This is a genomic window from Klebsiella sp. 7-CIP_Kleb., from assembly GCF_050378655.1.
Lineage (GTDB): Bacteria > Pseudomonadota > Gammaproteobacteria > Enterobacterales > Enterobacteriaceae > Klebsiella > Klebsiella quasipneumoniae.
The window spans coordinates 171,780-188,620 of record NZ_JBNRLJ010000003.1; the positions used below are offsets into that span (position 1 = coordinate 171,780).

At 59.5% G+C, this 16,841-nt stretch carries 15 protein-coding genes; 11 read left to right on the plus strand and 4 right to left on the minus strand.

What is annotated here, in order from left to right; translation table 11 throughout:
• The first annotated feature begins 72 nt into the window (after positions 1-72).
• The 6 genes from hypA to flhA all read left to right on the plus strand — a co-directional run bounded on the left by hypA (position 73) and on the right by flhA (position 5,994).
• The gene (hypA, locus tag ACQUTI_RS14290) at positions 73-417 is read left to right on the plus strand and encodes a hydrogenase maturation nickel metallochaperone HypA (RefSeq protein ID WP_004205644.1); all 345 of its coding nucleotides are present in this window, start codon (positions 73-75) and stop codon (positions 415-417) included.
• A 3-nt stretch (positions 418-420) separates the two neighbouring features.
• Entirely contained in the window at positions 421-1,293 is an 873-nt protein-coding gene (gene hypB / locus ACQUTI_RS14295; RefSeq protein ID WP_017899634.1) for a hydrogenase nickel incorporation protein HypB, read from the plus strand.
• On the plus strand, positions 1,284-1,556 hold the full coding sequence (locus ACQUTI_RS14300; protein ID WP_065802676.1) for a HypC/HybG/HupF family hydrogenase formation chaperone: 273 nt from the start codon (positions 1,284-1,286) through the stop codon (positions 1,554-1,556). Before hypB ends, ACQUTI_RS14300 begins: the two co-directional genes overlap by 10 nt.
• The gene (gene hypD, locus ACQUTI_RS14305; RefSeq protein ID WP_108433592.1) at positions 1,556-2,677 is read left to right on the plus strand and encodes a hydrogenase formation protein HypD; all 1,122 of its coding nucleotides are present in this window, start codon (positions 1,556-1,558) and stop codon (positions 2,675-2,677) included. Before ACQUTI_RS14300 ends, hypD begins: the two co-directional genes overlap by 1 nt.
• Positions 2,674-3,684 (plus strand): hydrogenase expression/formation protein HypE, encoded by a 1,011-nt coding sequence (gene hypE / locus ACQUTI_RS14310; RefSeq protein WP_004205640.1) that lies wholly within the window; start codon positions 2,674-2,676, stop codon positions 3,682-3,684. The genes hypD and hypE overlap by 4 nt, the downstream gene beginning before the upstream one ends.
• Positions 3,685-3,921: 237 nt before the next feature.
• Positions 3,922-5,994: a formate hydrogenlyase transcriptional activator FlhA gene (gene flhA, locus ACQUTI_RS14315; protein ID WP_428923292.1), complete on the plus strand. Its 2,073-nt coding sequence runs from the start codon at positions 3,922-3,924 to the stop codon at positions 5,992-5,994.
• 53 nt (positions 5,995-6,047) lie between these two features.
• Here flhA and ACQUTI_RS14320 read toward each other — a convergent pair whose 3' ends face one another.
• The 4 genes from ACQUTI_RS14320 to ACQUTI_RS14335 form a co-directional block, all read right to left on the minus strand.
• Positions 6,048-7,448 (minus strand): glycoside hydrolase family 1 protein, encoded by a 1,401-nt coding sequence (locus ACQUTI_RS14320; RefSeq protein ID WP_023318993.1) that lies wholly within the window; start codon positions 7,446-7,448, stop codon positions 6,048-6,050.
• Positions 7,449-7,499: 51 nt separating this feature from the next.
• The gene (locus ACQUTI_RS14325) at positions 7,500-9,692 is read right to left on the minus strand and encodes a CBM35 domain-containing protein (RefSeq protein ID WP_017899630.1); all 2,193 of its coding nucleotides are present in this window, start codon (positions 9,690-9,692) and stop codon (positions 7,500-7,502) included.
• 12 nt (positions 9,693-9,704) lie between these two features.
• Positions 9,705-11,042, minus strand: coding sequence for a maltoporin (locus tag ACQUTI_RS14330; RefSeq protein ID WP_004205637.1), 1,338 nt, complete (start codon positions 11,040-11,042; stop codon positions 9,705-9,707).
• 262 nt (positions 11,043-11,304) lie between these two features.
• Positions 11,305-12,576, minus strand: a complete 1,272-nt coding sequence (locus ACQUTI_RS14335; RefSeq protein WP_004205636.1) for a PTS sugar transporter subunit IIC — start codon at positions 12,574-12,576, stop codon at positions 11,305-11,307.
• A 177-nt stretch (positions 12,577-12,753) separates the two neighbouring features.
• Between ACQUTI_RS14335 and ACQUTI_RS14340 the strand changes: the two genes are divergently transcribed.
• From ACQUTI_RS14340 to ACQUTI_RS14360, 5 genes are read left to right on the plus strand one after another with little or no spacing between them, the layout of a single operon-like run.
• Complete coding sequence (locus tag ACQUTI_RS14340; RefSeq protein WP_002914979.1) at positions 12,754-13,068, plus strand: PTS sugar transporter subunit IIB; 315 nt, start codon at positions 12,754-12,756, stop codon at positions 13,066-13,068.
• A 9-nt stretch (positions 13,069-13,077) separates the two neighbouring features.
• On the plus strand, positions 13,078-14,400 hold the full coding sequence (locus ACQUTI_RS14345) for a PTS sugar transporter subunit IIC (protein ID WP_053810021.1): 1,323 nt from the start codon (positions 13,078-13,080) through the stop codon (positions 14,398-14,400).
• Between the two features lie 23 nt (positions 14,401-14,423).
• Positions 14,424-14,738: a PTS lactose/cellobiose transporter subunit IIA gene (locus ACQUTI_RS14350; RefSeq protein ID WP_048325500.1), complete on the plus strand. Its 315-nt coding sequence runs from the start codon at positions 14,424-14,426 to the stop codon at positions 14,736-14,738.
• Between the two features lie 50 nt (positions 14,739-14,788).
• Positions 14,789-15,703 carry an ROK family protein gene (locus tag ACQUTI_RS14355; RefSeq protein WP_023318996.1) on the plus strand — a complete coding sequence of 305 codons (915 nt, stop codon included), beginning with the start codon at positions 14,789-14,791 and terminating at the stop codon, positions 15,701-15,703.
• Positions 15,704-15,759: 56 nt separating this feature from the next.
• A complete protein-coding gene (locus ACQUTI_RS14360; protein ID WP_004205633.1) occupies positions 15,760-16,722 on the plus strand; it encodes a LacI family DNA-binding transcriptional regulator in 963 nt (320 codons plus the stop codon).
• Positions 16,723-16,841 lie beyond the last annotated feature (119 nt).

Consider the following 16,841-nt stretch of genomic DNA (forward strand, 5'->3'; position numbering starts at 1 on the left):
CATTTCCCACCGCCATGAGTCTGTTCTGGCATCGTTATTGCATAAAAGGCGCATCGCGATACGGAGGCGACTATGCACGAAATCACCCTCAGCCAGCGGGCGCTGGAAATTATTGAACAACAGGCGCAGCAGGCCGGCGCGCGACGGGTGACCGGCGTGTGGCTTAAGGTCGGGGCATTTTCCTGCGTCGAAGCCAGCGCCCTGACCTTCTGCTTTGAGCTGGTCTGCCGCGGCACGCTGGCGGAGGGGTGTGAACTGCATATCGCCGAACAACAGGCTGAATGCTGGTGCGAACGCTGTCAGCAGTACGTCCATCTTGTCTCGCAGCACGTCCGCCGCTGCCCGCACTGCAATAACGACCAGCTACAGATCGTGGCGGATGACGGCTTACAGATTCAGCGTTTAGAATTGGAGTAAATTATGTGTACGACATGCGGCTGTGGCGAAGGCAACCTCTATATTGAAGGAGACGAACGAAACCCGCATTCCGCGTTCCGCAGCGCCCCCTTCGCGCCCGCCCCACGCCAGACGATGACCATCACCGGCGTCAAAACTGACCACTTCGCCCCCACCCGCACGACAGAGGGCGATCTGCATTACGGCCATGGCGAAGCGGGGACTCACGCCCCGGGCCAGAGCCAGCGGCGGATGCTGGAAGTGGAAATCGACGTGCTGGATAAAAACAACCGCCTGGCGGCGCGCAACCGCGCGCGCTTTGCGGCAAAGCAGCAGCTGGTGCTGAATCTGGTTTCCAGCCCCGGCTCCGGCAAAACCACCCTGCTCACCGAAACCCTCACCCGGCTGAAAGGGCGTGCCGACTGCGCGGTGATCGAAGGCGACCAGCAAACGGTCAATGACGCCGCCCGCATTCGCGCCACCGGCACTCCGGCGATCCAGGTCAACACCGGGAAAGGCTGCCACCTCGACGCCCAGATGATCGCCGACGCCGCCCCGCGCCTGCCGCTGGCTGACCACGGCATTCTGTTTATTGAAAACGTCGGCAACCTGGTCTGCCCGGCGAGCTTCGACCTCGGCGAACGCCATAAGGTGGCGGTGCTGTCGGTCACCGAAGGCGAAGACAAGCCGCTGAAGTATCCGCATATGTTCGCCGCCGCCAGCCTGATGCTGCTCAACAAAGTCGACCTCCTGCCGTATCTCAATTTCGACGTCGGTAAATGCCTGGCCTGCGCCCGCGAGGTCAATCCGCATATTGAAATTATCCTCCTCTCCGCCACCAGCGGCGAAGGCATGGACCAGTGGCTCACCTGGCTGGAGACGCAACGATGTGCATAGGCATTCCGGGACAAATTTGCGCCATCGACGGCGTGCTGGCGAAGGTGGAAGTCTGTGGCATTCAGCGCGACGTTGACCTGACGCTGGTGGGCGCCGTTGACGACCAGGGTCAGCCGCGTCTCGGCCAGTGGGTGCTGGTGCACGTCGGGTTCGCCATGAGCGTGATCAATGAAGCCGAAGCGCGCGATACGCTCGAGGCGCTGCAAAATATGTTTGACGTGGAGCCGGACGTCGGCGCCCTGCTGTACGGCGAGGAGCGATAATGCGTTACGTTGACGAATACCGCGCCCCCGAGCAGGTCATGCAGCTGGTGGCCCATCTTCAGCAGCGTGCCCATCTGCTGCCGCACACCGCGCAGCGTCCGCTGCGCATTATGGAGGTCTGCGGCGGCCATACTCATGCCATTTTTAAATTCGGGCTCGACCAGCTGTTGCCGGAGAATATCGAATTTATTCATGGGCCCGGCTGCCCAGTGTGCGTCCTGCCGATGGGGCGCATCGACGCCTGCATTGAGATTGCCAGCCGCCCGGGGGTGATCTTCTGTACCTTCGGCGACGCCATGCGCGTGCCGGGCAAAAACGGCTCACTGCTGCAGGCGAAAGCCAGCGGCGCCGATGTTCGCATCGTTTACTCGCCGATGGACGCCCTGCGGCTGGCGCAGCAAAACCCGCAGCGTGAGGTGGTCTTTTTCGGTCTCGGTTTCGAAACCACCATGCCCGCCACCGCCCTCACCCTGCGTCAGGCGCGGGAGCGCAACGTCGAAAACTTCTTCTTTTTCTGTCAGCACATCACCCTGCTGCCGACCCTGCGCAGCCTGCTGGATCAGCCGGACAACGGTATCGACGCCTTTCTCGCCCCCGGCCACGTCAGTATGGTGATCGGCACCGAAGCCTACGGCTTTATCGCCAGCAACTATCATCGCCCGTTAGTGGTCGCCGGTTTCGAACCGCTTGATCTACTGCAAGGCGCGGTGATGCTGGTTGAGCAGACAATAGCGCAGCGTAGCGAAGTGGAAAATCAGTACCGTCGCGTGGTGCCGGATGCCGGCAACCCGCTGGCGCAGGCGGCGATGGCCGACGTGTTCTGCCTTGATGGCGACAGCGAATGGCGCGGTCTGGGGGTCATCAGCGACTCCGGCGTGCACCTCACGCCGGCCTATCAGCGCTTCGATGCCGAGGCCCATTTCCGCCCGGCGCCGCAGCGCGTGTGCGACGACCCGCGCGCCCGCTGCGGCGAGGTGTTGACCGGTCGCTGTAAACCGCACCAGTGCCCGCTCTTCGCCAGCACCTGCAATCCGCAAAGCGCCTTTGGCGCGCTGATGGTCTCCTCGGAAGGGGCCTGCGCCGCCTGGTATCAATATCGCAGTCAGGAATATGAAGCATGAAAAGCGTCCAGTTAGCCCACGGTAGCGGCGGTCAGGCAATGCAGCAGCTGATCGGCGACCTGTTTATGCAGGCTTTCGCCAACCCCTGGCTGGCGGAGCAGGAGGATCAGGCGCGCCTCGATCTGGCGGCGCTTGCCGCTCAGGGGGATCGCCTCGCCTTCTCCACCGACAGCTATGTGATTGACCCGCTGTTCTTTCCCGGCGGCAATATCGGCAAGCTGGCCGTCTGCGGTACCGCCAACGACGTGGCGGTCAGCGGCGCCATCCCGCGCTATCTCTCCTGCGGGTTTATTCTCGAAGAGGGGCTGGAGATCACTACCCTGGAAGCGGTGGTCGCCAGCATGGCCGATACCGCTCGGGCGGCAGGGATCGCCATCGTCACCGGCGATACCAAAGTGGTGCCGCGCGGCGCGGCGGATAAGCTGTTTATCAACACCGCCGGCATCGGCGCCATCCCGGCGGACGTTCGCTGGGGGACGCAGCAGATCAGCGCCGGCGATGTGCTGCTGGTCAGCGGCACGCTGGGGGATCATGGCGCCACCATCCTTAATCTGCGTGAGCAGATGGGGCTCGACGGCGCGCTGTCCAGCGACTGCGCGGTGCTGACGCCGCTGATCCAAACCCTGCGGCCGCTGCGCGGCGTAAAAGCCCTGCGCGACGCCACCCGCGGCGGCGTCAACGCCGTCGCCCATGAGTTCGCCGTCGCCAGCGGCTGCGGCATTGAACTGCACGAGGCAAAGCTGCCGGTCAACGACACTGTGCGCGGGGTCTGCGAGCTGCTCGGACTGGACGCCCTGAACTTCGCCAATGAAGGCAAGCTGGTGATCGCCGTCGCCCGCGAAGAAGCGGAAAACGTGCTGACGCATCTACGGTCTCACGCCCTGGGATGCGAGGCGGCGATAATCGGCGAGGTGGTCGCCCGCCCGGGGGTGCGTTCTGTCGGGCTGTACGGCGTGAAGCGGACGCTCGATCTTCCCCACGCCGAGCCGCTGCCGAGAATTTGTTAACGACGGCGTCGGGTCCCGGATAGCGGCTGGCGCCTTATCCGGGCTACAAAACTGCGCGCATATGTAGCCCGGCTAAGCGCAGCGCGAGCCGGGAGAAAGCCAGCGTAATTATTTTGCCCAAACCAGCGGGCGCCCATGGATGGGTTAACGGCGGTCACAACCGCTTTATTAACATACTATTATTTGTACCATCATTTTCTTATGCGCCGCGTTGTCGGCGCGTTTTGGACGTAAGCAATGTCGTATACACCGATGAGCGATCTCGGCCAGCAGGGGCTGTTCGATATCACCCGGCTTTTATTACAGCAGCCCGACCTGGCCGCGCTAAGCGAAACCCTGACCCGTCTGGTGCAACAGTCCGCGCTGGCCGACGAAGCGGCCATTATCCTGTGGAACGCAGGCAACCACCGCGCGGCCAGATACGCCTGCGATGAGGCAGGCCAGCCGGTGAGCTACGAAGATGAAACCGTGCTAGCCCACGGTCCGGTGCGTCGCTTACTCTCCCGGCCGGATGCCCTGCATTGCGATCATGAAACCTTTGCCGACACCTGGCCGCAGCTTATCCGCAGCGGACTGTATCGTCCGTTCGGGTACTACTCGCTGCTGCCGCTGGCGGCCGACGGGCGGATCTTCGGCGGTTGCGAATTTCTGCGTCGTGACAACCGGCCATGGAGCGAGAAAGAGTTCCAGCGGCTGCATACCTTCGCGCAGATCGTCGCCGTCGTCACCGAGCAGATTCAGAACCGGGTCAGCAACAACGTCGATTACGATCTGCTGTGCCACGAGCGCGACAACTTTCGCATCCTGGTGGCGATCACCAACGCGGTCCTCTCGCGTCTGGATATCGACGAGCTGGTTAGCGAGGTGGCGAAAGAGATCCATCGCTACTTCCGGATCGATGCCATCAGCGTAGTGCTGCGCAGCAACCGCAAAGGGAAGCTCAACATCTATTCCACCCACTATCTTGACGCCAGCCATCCGGTTCACGACCAGAGCGAGGTGGATGAAGCCGGCACCCTCACCGAGCGGGTGTTCAAAAGCAAAGAGATGCTGCTGCTTAACCTGCACGAGCATGACACTCTCGCGCCGTACGAGAAAATGCTCTTCGAGATGTGGGGCAACAAGATCCAGACCCTGTGCCTGCTGCCGCTGATGTCCGGCAACACTCTGCTCGGCGTGCTGAAGCTGGCGCAGTGCGACGAACAGGTGTTTACCACCACCAATCTCAAGCTGCTGCGGCAGATCGCCGAGCGGGTGTCGATTGCTATCGATAACGCCCTCGCCTACCGCGAAATTCAGCGCCTGAAAGAGCGACTGGTGGATGAGAACCTCGCCCTCACCGAGCAGCTCAACAATGTCGAGAGCGAATTCGGGGAGATCATCGGCCGCAGCGAGGCGATGAACAATGTGCTCAAGCAGGTCGAGATGGTGGCTCACAGCGACAGCACCGTGCTGATCCTCGGCGAAACCGGCACCGGTAAAGAGCTTATCGCCCGCGCCATTCATAACCTCAGCGGACGAAACAGTCGGCGGATGGTGAAGATGAACTGCGCCGCGATGCCCGCCGGGTTGCTGGAGAGCGATCTGTTCGGCCACGAACGCGGCGCGTTTACCGGGGCCAGCGCCCAGCGTATCGGCCGCTTCGAACTGGCGGACAAAAGCTCCCTGTTCCTTGATGAAGTGGGCGATATGCCGCTGGAGCTGCAGCCCAAGCTGCTGCGCGTCCTCCAGGAGCAGGAGTTCGAACGCCTGGGGAGCAACAAGCTGATCCAGACCGACGTCCGACTGATCGCCGCCACCAACCGCGATCTCAAGCAAATGGTTATCGATAGGGAATTCCGCAGCGATCTCTACTACCGGCTCAACGTGTTCCCGATCCACCTGCCGCCGCTGCGCGAGCGTCCCGACGACATCCCGCTGCTGGTGAAGGCGTTTACCTTCAAAATCGCCCGCCGCATGGGACGCAATATCGACAGCATCCCGGCGGAAACCCTGCGCACCCTGACGCGCATGGAGTGGCCGGGCAACGTGCGCGAACTGGAAAACGTCATCGAACGGGCGGTCCTGCTGACCCGCGGCAACGTGCTGCAGCTCTCCCTGCCGGAGCGGGATATCGTCGAGCCTCCGCGGTCACCAGAGGTCCTGCCTGAGGAAGGCGAAGATGAATATCAACTGATCGTCCGGGTGCTGAAGGAGAGCAACGGCGTGGTGGCCGGACCGAAGGGCGCCGCCCAGCGGCTGGGGCTGAAGCGCACCACGCTCCTGTCGCGCATGAAGCGGCTGGGCATTAATAAAGACGAACTGGTGTAGCCTCGCACGCTCCCTCTTTGCGCGCCGGCAGGAGGGAGCGCTGGCGCAGCGCGCTATTTGTCGCGGGTAAAACCGTTGCTGGTCGCCAGTTCGGCAAACCACAGCGCATTGCGTTTTATCTGTCGCTCGCCAGTCTCCAGATCCAGTCGCCAGAAGCCGTAGCGCCGTTTGAAGGCATTGATCCACGACCAGTTGTCGATAAACGTCCACTGATGCACGCCAAAGCAGTTCGCGCCGTCGGCGATAGCGCGGTGCAGCTGCACCAGATGCTCTTCCATCAGTTGAATGCGGAAAGTATCGTCTATGACCCCGTCCGCCGCGGGCTCTCCCTCTGATTGTCGATCCATCGCGATACCGATTTCCGCGAGATACCACTTAATATTGCCGTAGTTTTCACGAATATTGGCGGCAATGTCGTAAATAGCCTGCGGCAGGATCTCGTTGTTATCACGATAGGGGTTAAAGCGGCCCTGCGGGTTCACCGCGTTTTCGAAATAGTATTCCGGGGTGAAATAATCGAGGTCATATTCGCTCTCACGCGCTTTTACCCGCCGCGGCACGTAATAGTTCACCCCAAGAAAATCGATCTCCGCGCTGAGGATCAACGCCACGTCGTCTTTGCTGGTCGTCGGCAGGCAGTCGTGGGCGGCGAGGATCTCGCACAGCGCTTTAGGGAATTCATGTTTTACCAGCGGGTCAAGGAAGCTGCGGTTAAAAAACAGGTCGGCATACCAGGCGGCCTTTTTATCCGCGTCGCTGTCGGTGAGCGTATAGCTCGGAGTCAGGTTGAGCACCACGCCGATCTCGCCCGCCAGCGCCAGTTCACGATAAGCCGTTACCGCTTTGGCATGCGCCAGCATAATGTTAAACGCCACCTGCGCCGCCAGCCGGCCATCTTTCTTACACGGATAGTGGAAGTCGTACAGGTAGCCTCCCTCAACCGGTACAATCGGCTCGTTGAAGGTTATCCAGTATTTAACCTTATGGCCAAACAGGTTAAAGGCGGTGCGGGCAAAGCGGGCAAACAGCTCTGCTACGTGCGCCGATTCAAAGCCACCGTACTGTTTCTGCAGCACCTCCGGCATATCAAAATGGTAGAGATTGATCATCGGCTCAATGCCGTTGGCGATCATCTCATCAAGATAGGCGTGATAAAAACGCACCGCGTCCGGGTCCGGCGCGCCGGTTTCAAAATCCGCGATCAGTCGTGACCACTGAATCGAGGTTCGAAACGAGTTAAAGCCGGTCTGTTTCATCAGCGCCACGTCCTGCGGATACTGATGATAAGTATCACACACGGTTTGCGGCCCTACCTGTTGATAAAATCGCTCCGGCTGTTCAGCAAACCAGCTGTCCCAGATGGAACGATGGCGTTTATTGGTGACCCCTTCCGTTTGCGGGCCGGACGCCGCCGCCCCCCACAGAAACCCTTGCGGAAACTGATACTGCTGCATAACCTCTCCTTTCGAAAAAAGGCTGCGCCCGTCTGGCGCAGCCTGAGCGTACTACTCCGCGACCACTTCGATCGATTTAATAAACATATAGCCCCAGTCGCCGGCGAAGCGGCCGAAGTCAACCTGATTGCTCCCCGCTTTCAGCGTTACGGGTATCCGCAGCTGCTGGCCCTGCTCATCCGTCTGCGGGAAGGCCACGGCCTGCGGAGCGCCCCCGTTGACGACAAAGGAGTTCTGCTTGCCGCCCCATTTGCCGTTGAAGGTTACGTTGAGCTGGAACTGACCGCTCCACGGCGCCTGCACCTGCCAACTGATCTTATCCCCCTCGCTGGCAAATGGGCCGAGAAAACCGTCCTCGCCAACTGCCAGCGCGTCTTTATCACTCTTCATTACCGTCAGGCGCCCCTCAGCCACGCCATAGACTTTGCCGTGATAACGACAGAAATCCGCCGGCGCCTTCCCCGTCGCCTCGCCCACCGTCACGGTCACGGTTTTGCTGCTTTTCAGCAGCCCATCGTCGGCAGTGAACGTCAGCGCATAGGTGCCTGGCGCCGTGAACCAGGCCCGGGTTTGCGGCCGATCGGCATGGCAGAAATGTACCTGTCCGTCGCCGGCGTGCTGCCAGCCCACTTTCACCTCTCGCGACGGCAGGCCATCGTCCTGCCAGTTGGCCGTAAGCTCGACGCCCTGGTCCTGAGTGGTAGTTAAGGCGGGTTCCAGCGTGATAGCCGGCGGCTGATTCACCTCACTATGCTTCACGCTAATCACATTGGAAGGGGCAGAACGACCGCTCTCGTTTTTCGCCCTCACCCGGTAGTAGTACGTCCGCCCGAGCTGAAGCTGACGATAATCGTCGCGGAACAGAACCATGGTTTCCGGGTTCCATTCGTTAACGCCATCGGATATATCCCGGCCCACCACCGTCCACGGCCCGGTCGGCGAGCCAGCGCGTTCGACATCGTAGCTACGTCCTACCGCGGCACCCATCCAGTTGATCGCGAAGGGCGAGGTGGTCTCGCGCAGCAGAGGCGCGTCCGGCTTCGGCAGCGGCGCCATCCTCTGCTGTCCGGCCATCTGCGCTGCGGCGGTGCGCACCAGATCGACCACCGCCTGCTCCTGGTTCGCTTCGCCTTCTTTTGCAAACCCCGGCAGGTGGTAGCTGTAGTGTCCGGTCGACTCCTTATGCCAGTAGAAGCCGCCGTCGTGACGATGGCCGCGGAAGCCCCAGATAAGCCCCCCGGCGGCTTGCGCCCCGTTGACCTCGCTGTGAACAATCGACTGCATAATGGCGTTCAGCTGATCCGCCGGCAGCAAGCCAAACTCGCCGACGAGATAGACTTTTTGCCCGCCGACGGCGCGCAGATCCTGCGTCACCTGCCCGGGATGGTTATTATCGGCGTTGGTGTAATAGTGATTGCTGACGATATCCACATTGGGGTCAGTCAACGCAAAAGAATTGATTTTCTTATAGGTGCCATCCATCACCAGCTGGTTGGGAGCCCACTTTTTAATCCACGCCGCGGTCTGCTGCAGAAAATCGGCATTGGTATCCTCCAGCTCGTTACCGGTCTCCCAGGCCATGATCGCCTTCTCATCAAAATAGGCGCGGCCGGTGACGGTATTTGTCCGGGTGATGACCTGACGGATCACATCCAGATAGGCTTTGAAGGTCTTGCTATCGGTACGATAAAAGTCTTCCGCTTTTTCGTGGTAGAACGCCGCCAGCTGCTCGCGCCCGCCCCACCACCACCAGTGGTCGATAAAGGGCAGGATCAGTCGCAATCCCTGTTTATCCGCTTCGGCAATCATGTTGTCATACACCCGCATGGCTTTCTCATTCAGCCGCGGCATGCCGTCCGCCGTTTCCGGCGCGAGAATATGGGTCTCGCGGCCGCAGGCCTTGTCAAACTCCTGCTGCACCGACAGCACGTAGACGCGCTGGGCTTTCGCCCCGGTTTGCACCATCGCCTGGATCCAGTTTTGCTGCTCCTGGGCCGTCGGCCATTTAAAGTATTGCCCCCAGCCGCGCGGGTCTGCCCTGCAGGGGCCGCGGGCGTCGTCTTCAATGCGGTGCAGCTCCGGCGCGTGGATCCCGGCGAAGCGAAACACCTTATCGCCATCCTTGAGAGCGGCGCCGTCGCGAGTGATAAAGTGTTCAAAATGCGAGCGCTCGGCGGCCAGCGCCCCGCCGGCCCCCAGCGCGGACAGCAGCCCCATTAGCAGCAGGTTTTTCATCGGCTTCATCGCTGTCTCTCCTTAGAACCAGACTTCGGCCTGTACGCCGAAGTTAACGGTGTCGGTTGAGCCACTGCGGGAATAACCGCCGGCGGTGATGGTATTGGTATCCCAGTTGTAGTTGCCGTCCAGCGCATCGGAGACACCTTTGTCCCACTTCGCGTAGGTGACGAAGAAACGCAGCTGCGGGCGCGCCCAGAAGCCGGAGTCAAAGGTCAGCGTTGGCGCAACGGTGACTTTGGTCAGGCCGCCTTTGCCTTTTCCGTTAACCCCTTTGTAGTTTTTGTCATCCAGGTATTCGTAGCCCAGCTCGTACTGCATGGCAAAGTTGCGGGTAATCTGATGATAGGGGCGGATACCGGCGACCCACATCGAGCGTCCCCAGCCATTGTCATCTTCCGTCCACCAGCGGTAGTTTTTATCCTTCTGCCAGAAGGCAAAGGTGGAGATTTCCAGATCGCCCATCGAGGCCACGCTATCCAGCACCACCCGCCAGGACTGGGTGTTTTCCAGATTGGCCCAGCCCCAGCCGTTTTTACCCAGCGAGTCGCCCGCCGCCAGCCCTTTGCCGTACTGCAATGCGAGGCGGGAGTACCCCCCGGTGAGGCCATAGAAACCGTCAAAGTTATAAATACCGGTCACGCCATAGCCCTTTTCGGCGGAAGTCGGATGCTTTTCGTTACGGTTCATGTGGTGGCCGATCAGCTCCAGATCGAAGCCTGTCCCGGCGATCTTTTTCAGCCACAGGTTGAGGGAGTAATCATCCGGGTAGCCCTGATCTCCCTTATCCACCGGGTAGGCTTTGGTTTCATCGGTGGGCGAAAAGGCGTAGACCCCGGCGTCGAAGCGGGCGAAGCCCAGATCCATGTTATCGAAGCCGCCGCCGGTGCCATTGTATTGAATGTACTCCCAGTCAAACTGATGGCTGGAAGTGTTGGAGCTGCTGTAGCGCTTACCGGCCCAGAAGGTCATCTCCGGCGCAAAATCCAGATTGCTCAGCTCGGCGAACCCTTCACGAAACTGCACATCATGGCCATCGTCATCCTGACAGTTCCAGTCGGAGGTGCATTTCGACTGGTGAGTAAGGTTGGCCTGCACTTTCGCCACCACGCCGCTGTCCGCCGTCAGCGTCACGGTGGGGATCAGTTCGATCTTGGTGTCTTCTTCGTTGCCCAGTCGCCACTTGCCGTCCGGCATCAAGCCGACGGAGTCCGCGCGGTTGCCATCAGAATTGGCAAGGATCCCGGAGCGAATATAGCCATGCAGCGCAAAATCATACTTCGGATCGGCGCAGGCCAGGCTGCTGGTCCCGGCCAGCGAGAGGAGAGCCAGAGGTATTGAGTGTTTCAGCTTTATCATTATTTTTTTCCCACGTTATGTTTGTTAACACGAACCGATAACGGAGGGGAAATTTACGGATCAAAAATGGAAATGTACATCCACTAATGGAAAGCGCTTTCCATAATTGCCTATCTGGTTCACAAAATTCGCTCTGCGACGAATATATTCGTGAGACTGATCACATAAAATAACAAGAATACCGCCGGAAGCCGGCAGCAGAGCGGAAGAAAGAGAAAGTGAACAGGTGCCGTCGGGGGAGAAGCCGCCGACGGCGAGGGGATCAGCGCTCGGTTTCCGCGAGCTGGCGTTCGTAAACTTTGAAGAAGGGGCGATAAAGCATCCAGGCGTTAAACATCGCGAACAGGCTCATGCACAAATTTTTCCAGCTGCCGTTCGCCGACCATGCCGCCCCCAGCGGAGAAGGCATCGACCAGGGTAGCATCGCCACCGCGCGATCGAGGATGCCCAGCTGAGTCAAATACCATGCAATACAGGCATTTATCAGCGGAACAAAGAGAAACGGCAGTAAAAAAACCGGGTTCATGATCACCGGAAAACCAAACAGTATCGGCTCGTTGATATTAAACAGCGACGGCAGCAGGCCAATTTTGGCCACGCTTTTCAGCTGCCGTGAGCGGCTGCGCATCGCCATCAATACCAGCGGCAGAGTGGAGCCGATACCGCCGATCAGCAGGTAAAAATCCCAGAATCCCTGCAGATAAATATGCGGCAGCGTTGGCGAACCCGCCGCCAAAGCCTGCTGATTTTCAAACAGATAGGTCATCCAGAAGGGGTTCATAATCCCGGTGATAATCAGCGCGCCGTGGATACCGATAAACCAGAGTAAGTTACAGATTAACAAAGAGATAAGTACCGCCATCAACGTGTCGGACGCCAGCACCAGCGGTCGCACCGCTTCGCTGATTAGCTCCGGTACGATGCGCCCGGTCGTCTGCAGCAGTATGGCATTCATCACGCTTATCGACAGCATCACCACCAGCAGCGGGATCAGCAGTTGAAAGCCATTGCGAGTCATCAGCGGCACTTCATCAGGCAGGCGGATACACCAGCCTTTTTTGTAGAAAAAACGAATTATCTCAATGGAGTAGGTACTGGATATCAGGGCGGTAAATATCCCCATGCCGCCGAGATAAACGTTGCTCACCGCAGTCTCGCGAAAGCCAATAAACAGCAGAAAAGCCAGACACCCGGTTAAACCACAGAGCCGTTCCGGCAGACGGTACTGCTTGGCGAGACTGGCGCTGGCGCCGAAAGCGACAATCAGCGCCACCAGGCCAATGGTTAGCTGAAAGGTCGGCAGCAGGATAGGCCGCAGCAGCAAATAGACCTGGCCGAAACGCGAGGCGCCGTCGATGGAAACGGGCGGAAACAAAATGGGAACCAACAGGCTGCCAACAATCACAAATGGCATCGCCAGCGCAAAGCTATCGCGCATCGCCGTAATGTGGTTGTTGCGCGTCAGAACATTCGCCAACGGCGCCAGCCGCTGCTCGATGATGTCCACGGCCACATTCATTAACTGAATGTTCATACTCCTACCTTTGCGAATGATTGTCTCGCCGGGATGATCGCCCACAACACCGGAAAGTGAAAGCCTGCCATAGGTGATCATGGTCACAATAAATAAATCCATAAATGGAAAGCGCTTTCCGTAATGCATCCATTTTGACTATAGTCCGCACATCCAACCTCATCAGGAGCGGTACTTATGAAAAAAATTATGTTGTGTTGTTCGGCAGGCATGTCCACCAGCCTGCTGATGAAAAAAATGATTGCGGAAGCCGAACAGCGGGGCCTGCCGGTAGAGATCAACGCCTATGGCGTAGCGGAGTTCGCCGAACAGGTTGGCCATTATCAGGTGGTGCTGCTGGGGCCGCAGGTGAAATACATGCAGCAGGATTTGCAAAAGCAGGCGGATAAATACGGTATCCGCGTCGAACCCATCAATATGATGGACTACGGCATGCAAAAAGGCGCCGCAGTCCTTGATTTCGCCCTTTCCCTCATCGAAAACAAGAACTAAGGAAAGATCATGAGCTCTCTGTACGCTAAATTGATCGATGTGATCGAACGGCAGATCACGCCTATGGCGGGAGCGATCGGCCAGCAAAAATACGTTACCTCCATCCGCGACGGTTTTATTACCGCCCTGCCCTTTATGATCGTCGGCTCGTTTTTGCTGGTGTTTATCTTCCCGCCGTTTTCTCCGGATACGACGTGGGGCTTTGCCCGCGCCTGGCTGCAATTTTCGCTCGATCATCGCGAGGCGCTGATGCTGCCGTTCAACTTCAGCATGGGGGTGATGACCCTGTTTATCGCCGTCGGGATCGCCGCCAGCCTCGCCAAGCACCATCACCTGGACTCATTGACCGCCGGGATGCTGTCGCTGATGTCGTTTCTGCTGGTCGCCGCGCCGCTGAAAGATGGCCAGATCTCTACTGCCTACTTCTCCGGCCAGGGGATCTTTACCGCCATTCTGGTGGCTATCTATTCCACCGAGCTGTACGCCTTCCTCAAGCGACATAACATCACCATTCGCCTGCCGCCGGAAGTGCCTGCCGGGGTAGCGCGCTCGTTCGAGATCCTGATCCCGGTGCTGGCGATCATCCTGACGCTACATCCGTTGAACCTGTTTATCGAGGCCCAGCTGGGGATGATCATTCCGGAAGCGATCATGTCGCTGGTGAAACCGCTGGTCGCAGCTTCCGATACGCTGCCGGCGATCCTGCTGTCAGTGCTGGTCTGTCAGGTACTGTGGTTCGCCGGGATCCACGGCGCGCTGATCGTCACCGGGATCATGAACCCGTTCTGGATGGCCAACCTGTCGGTCAATCAGGCGGCGATGGCCGCTGGCACCGCTATCCCGCACATCTATGTCCAGGGCTTCTGGGATCACTATCTGCTGATCGGCGGCGTCGGCTCAACCCTGCCGCTGGCGCTGATGCTGCTGCGCAGCAAGGCCGTGCATCTGCGGACGATTGGCCGGATGGGCGTGGTGCCGGGCGTATTTAACATCAACGAACCGATTCTGTTCGGCGCGCCGATCATCATGAACCCGCTGTTCTTCCTGCCGTTCGTGCTGGTGCCGATGGTCAACGCGACCCTGGCATACTTTGCGCTGAAGCTGGACCTGGTCAGCCGCGTAGTGTCGATGACGCCGTGGACGACGCCGGCCCCTATCGGCGCCTCGTGGGCGGCGAACTGGAGCTTTAGCCCGGTGATCCTGTGCCTTATTTGTATGGCCACCGCCATGGTGATGTACCTGCCATTTCTCAAAGCTTACGAAAAACAGCTGCTGGCCCAGGAGCGTGAAAACGCCGTCGACCAGGCTGAAAACGCGGCGCAAACCGCTTAACGCTAACGATTCAGAGGATAATCATGGAATTAGAAGAACAGGTGATGGGGATCATCATCAACGCCGGCCAGTCCCGTAGCCTGTGCTACGAAGCGCTGCACGCCGCTAAAGCGGGTGATTTCGCCACCGCCGACGCCAAAATGCAGGAAGCGACGCACTATTCCCGCGAAGCTCACCTTGTGCAGACCCAGCTTATCGAAGCTGACGAAGGCGAGGGAAAAACCAAAATGACGCTGGTGATGGTCCATGCTCAGGATCACCTGATGACCTCCATTCTGGCGAAAGAGCTGATTGCCGAACTGATTGCGATTTACCGCGCGCAACCGCTTCACGCCTAGCGCCTTGCCCGGCCAGACGTGCTGGCCGGGTCTGATACCCCGAGGTCACTATGTTACATCTTGGAATAGATATTGGCGGCACCAAAATGGAGGCCGTACTGCTGGATCCCGCAGGCGAATGCGTCCAGCGCCTGCGTCGGCCAACCCACAAAGAGAGCTATGACGCCTTTATGCGTCAACTGCTGACCCTGATTGCCGATATGCGCGCGGTCAGCCCGCAGCCGTTCACTCTGGGGATCGGCCTGCCCGGGGCTATCGATCCGCAAAGCGGACGCATTAAAAACTGCAACTGCCTGGTGCTCAACGGCCACGATCTGCGCCGGGATATCATGCAGCAGCTTGGCCAACCGGTGTGGATGGCAAACGATGCCGACTGCTTCACCCTTTCCGAGGCGGTCGATGGCGCCGGCGCCGGCGCCACCACCGTCTTCGGAGTGATTATCGGTACCGGCTGCGGCGGCGGGATCGCCGTTCATCAACAGCTGCTCAGCGGCCCCAACGCTATCGCCGGAGAGTGGGGACATAATCCGCTGCCGGGCTATACTCCTGAGCGCGATGGCCCGCCGCAGCCCTGCTACTGCGGCAAAACGAACTGCATCGAAAGCTTTGTTTCCGGCACCGGCTTCGCCCGCCGCTACGGGGAACAAGCGCGTGCGGAAGCCATTGTCGCCGCAGCGCAAAACGGCGATCCGCGCGCGCTGGCCCACTGGCGTCATTTTATCGACGCCTTTGCCCGCAGCCTGGCGTCAGTGATCAACATTCTCGACCCGCAGGTGATTGTGCTGGGCGGCGGTTTGTCCAACGTCAGCCAGATCTATCGCGATCTACCTGCCGCCATCGTGCCGTGGATCTTCTCCGACAGCTGCCGCACGCAGATCAAACCGGCCCGCTTCGGCGACGCCAGCGGCGTGCGCGGCGCGGCCTGGCTGCCCCGGTTGCCCGGCGCCGCGGACGGGCCTCGGTAGACACTTTTTTCAGCAGGTATGTTAAGCTAGGCGAAAATGTCCAGACAGAAAAAGCCATGCCAACGATTGATGATGTTTCAAGATTAGCGAATGTCTCAAGAGCGACGGTTTCCCGCGTGCTGACCGGCACCCGGGGCGTGCGCGAAGAGAGCCGGGAAGCTGTGCTGCGGGCCGTTGAAGAACTCAACTATCGCCCGAGCTTTGCCGCGCAAAACCTCGCCAGTCAGACATCCAGCCACGTTGGCCTGGTGATTTCCGCGCAGGACGAGAGCCACGGCGCGCGTCTGTTGCCGCTCCTCTCGCAGGCGCTGAAAGGGCTGAATAAAAGCCTGCTGGTCCAGTACGTCAGCGACCCGGTAGAGCAGGCGGCGGCGATCGACGATCTGCAGCGCCAGTGCGTGGCGGTGGTGGTGCTGGGCGCCGTTGCCGCCGACGCGCCGCGCAACGTTATCGCCTTTGACCGCTTCGGCGTCGCTGGAAGCAACAGCCAGGGCTATGACTTCGCCTTCGCCACCGAAAGCGCCTGCCGCTATGTGATTGGCAAGGGACACCGCAACATCGCCCTGCTGGTGGACAGCGATAGCGACGATGCCAGCCGCCAGATGCTGGAAGGCTACCGCAACGTCCTGCAGAACTACTCCATTCCTTTTAACCGCCAGCTGGTGCTGACGGCCAACGATGATGTCGAGCAGGCGCTGCTGACCTTAATTAACAGCTTCAGTAAATACTCAGTCATTATCGTTAAACGCGACCGCTACGCGGCTGAAGCAATGCGCCTGCTGCGCGAATTCACCATCGCCGTCCCGCAGGAGGTCTCCCTGCTGAGCCTTGAGGATTCCCCCCTCGCCTCGCTGCTCTATCCGCCGCTGACCTGCATCTCATGGCCACTGGAGGCGCTGCTGGATAACTGTATTCAGCGTATTCGCAGCCTGATAGACGACCGGCCAACGTTCACCGCCGAGGGCCGCTCGCTGGCCGGCCGCCTGATCCCGCGCCAGTCGGTCGCCGATATCTCTTGATCTCCGCCCGGTTCGCGCCGGGCCAACCTTGCCTCCCCCTTTCTCGCGCTTTCGTTTCCCGGCTCATTATTATCCCCGCACGCAAATAAGAATTATTTTCATTTATAAATAGCTTGTGC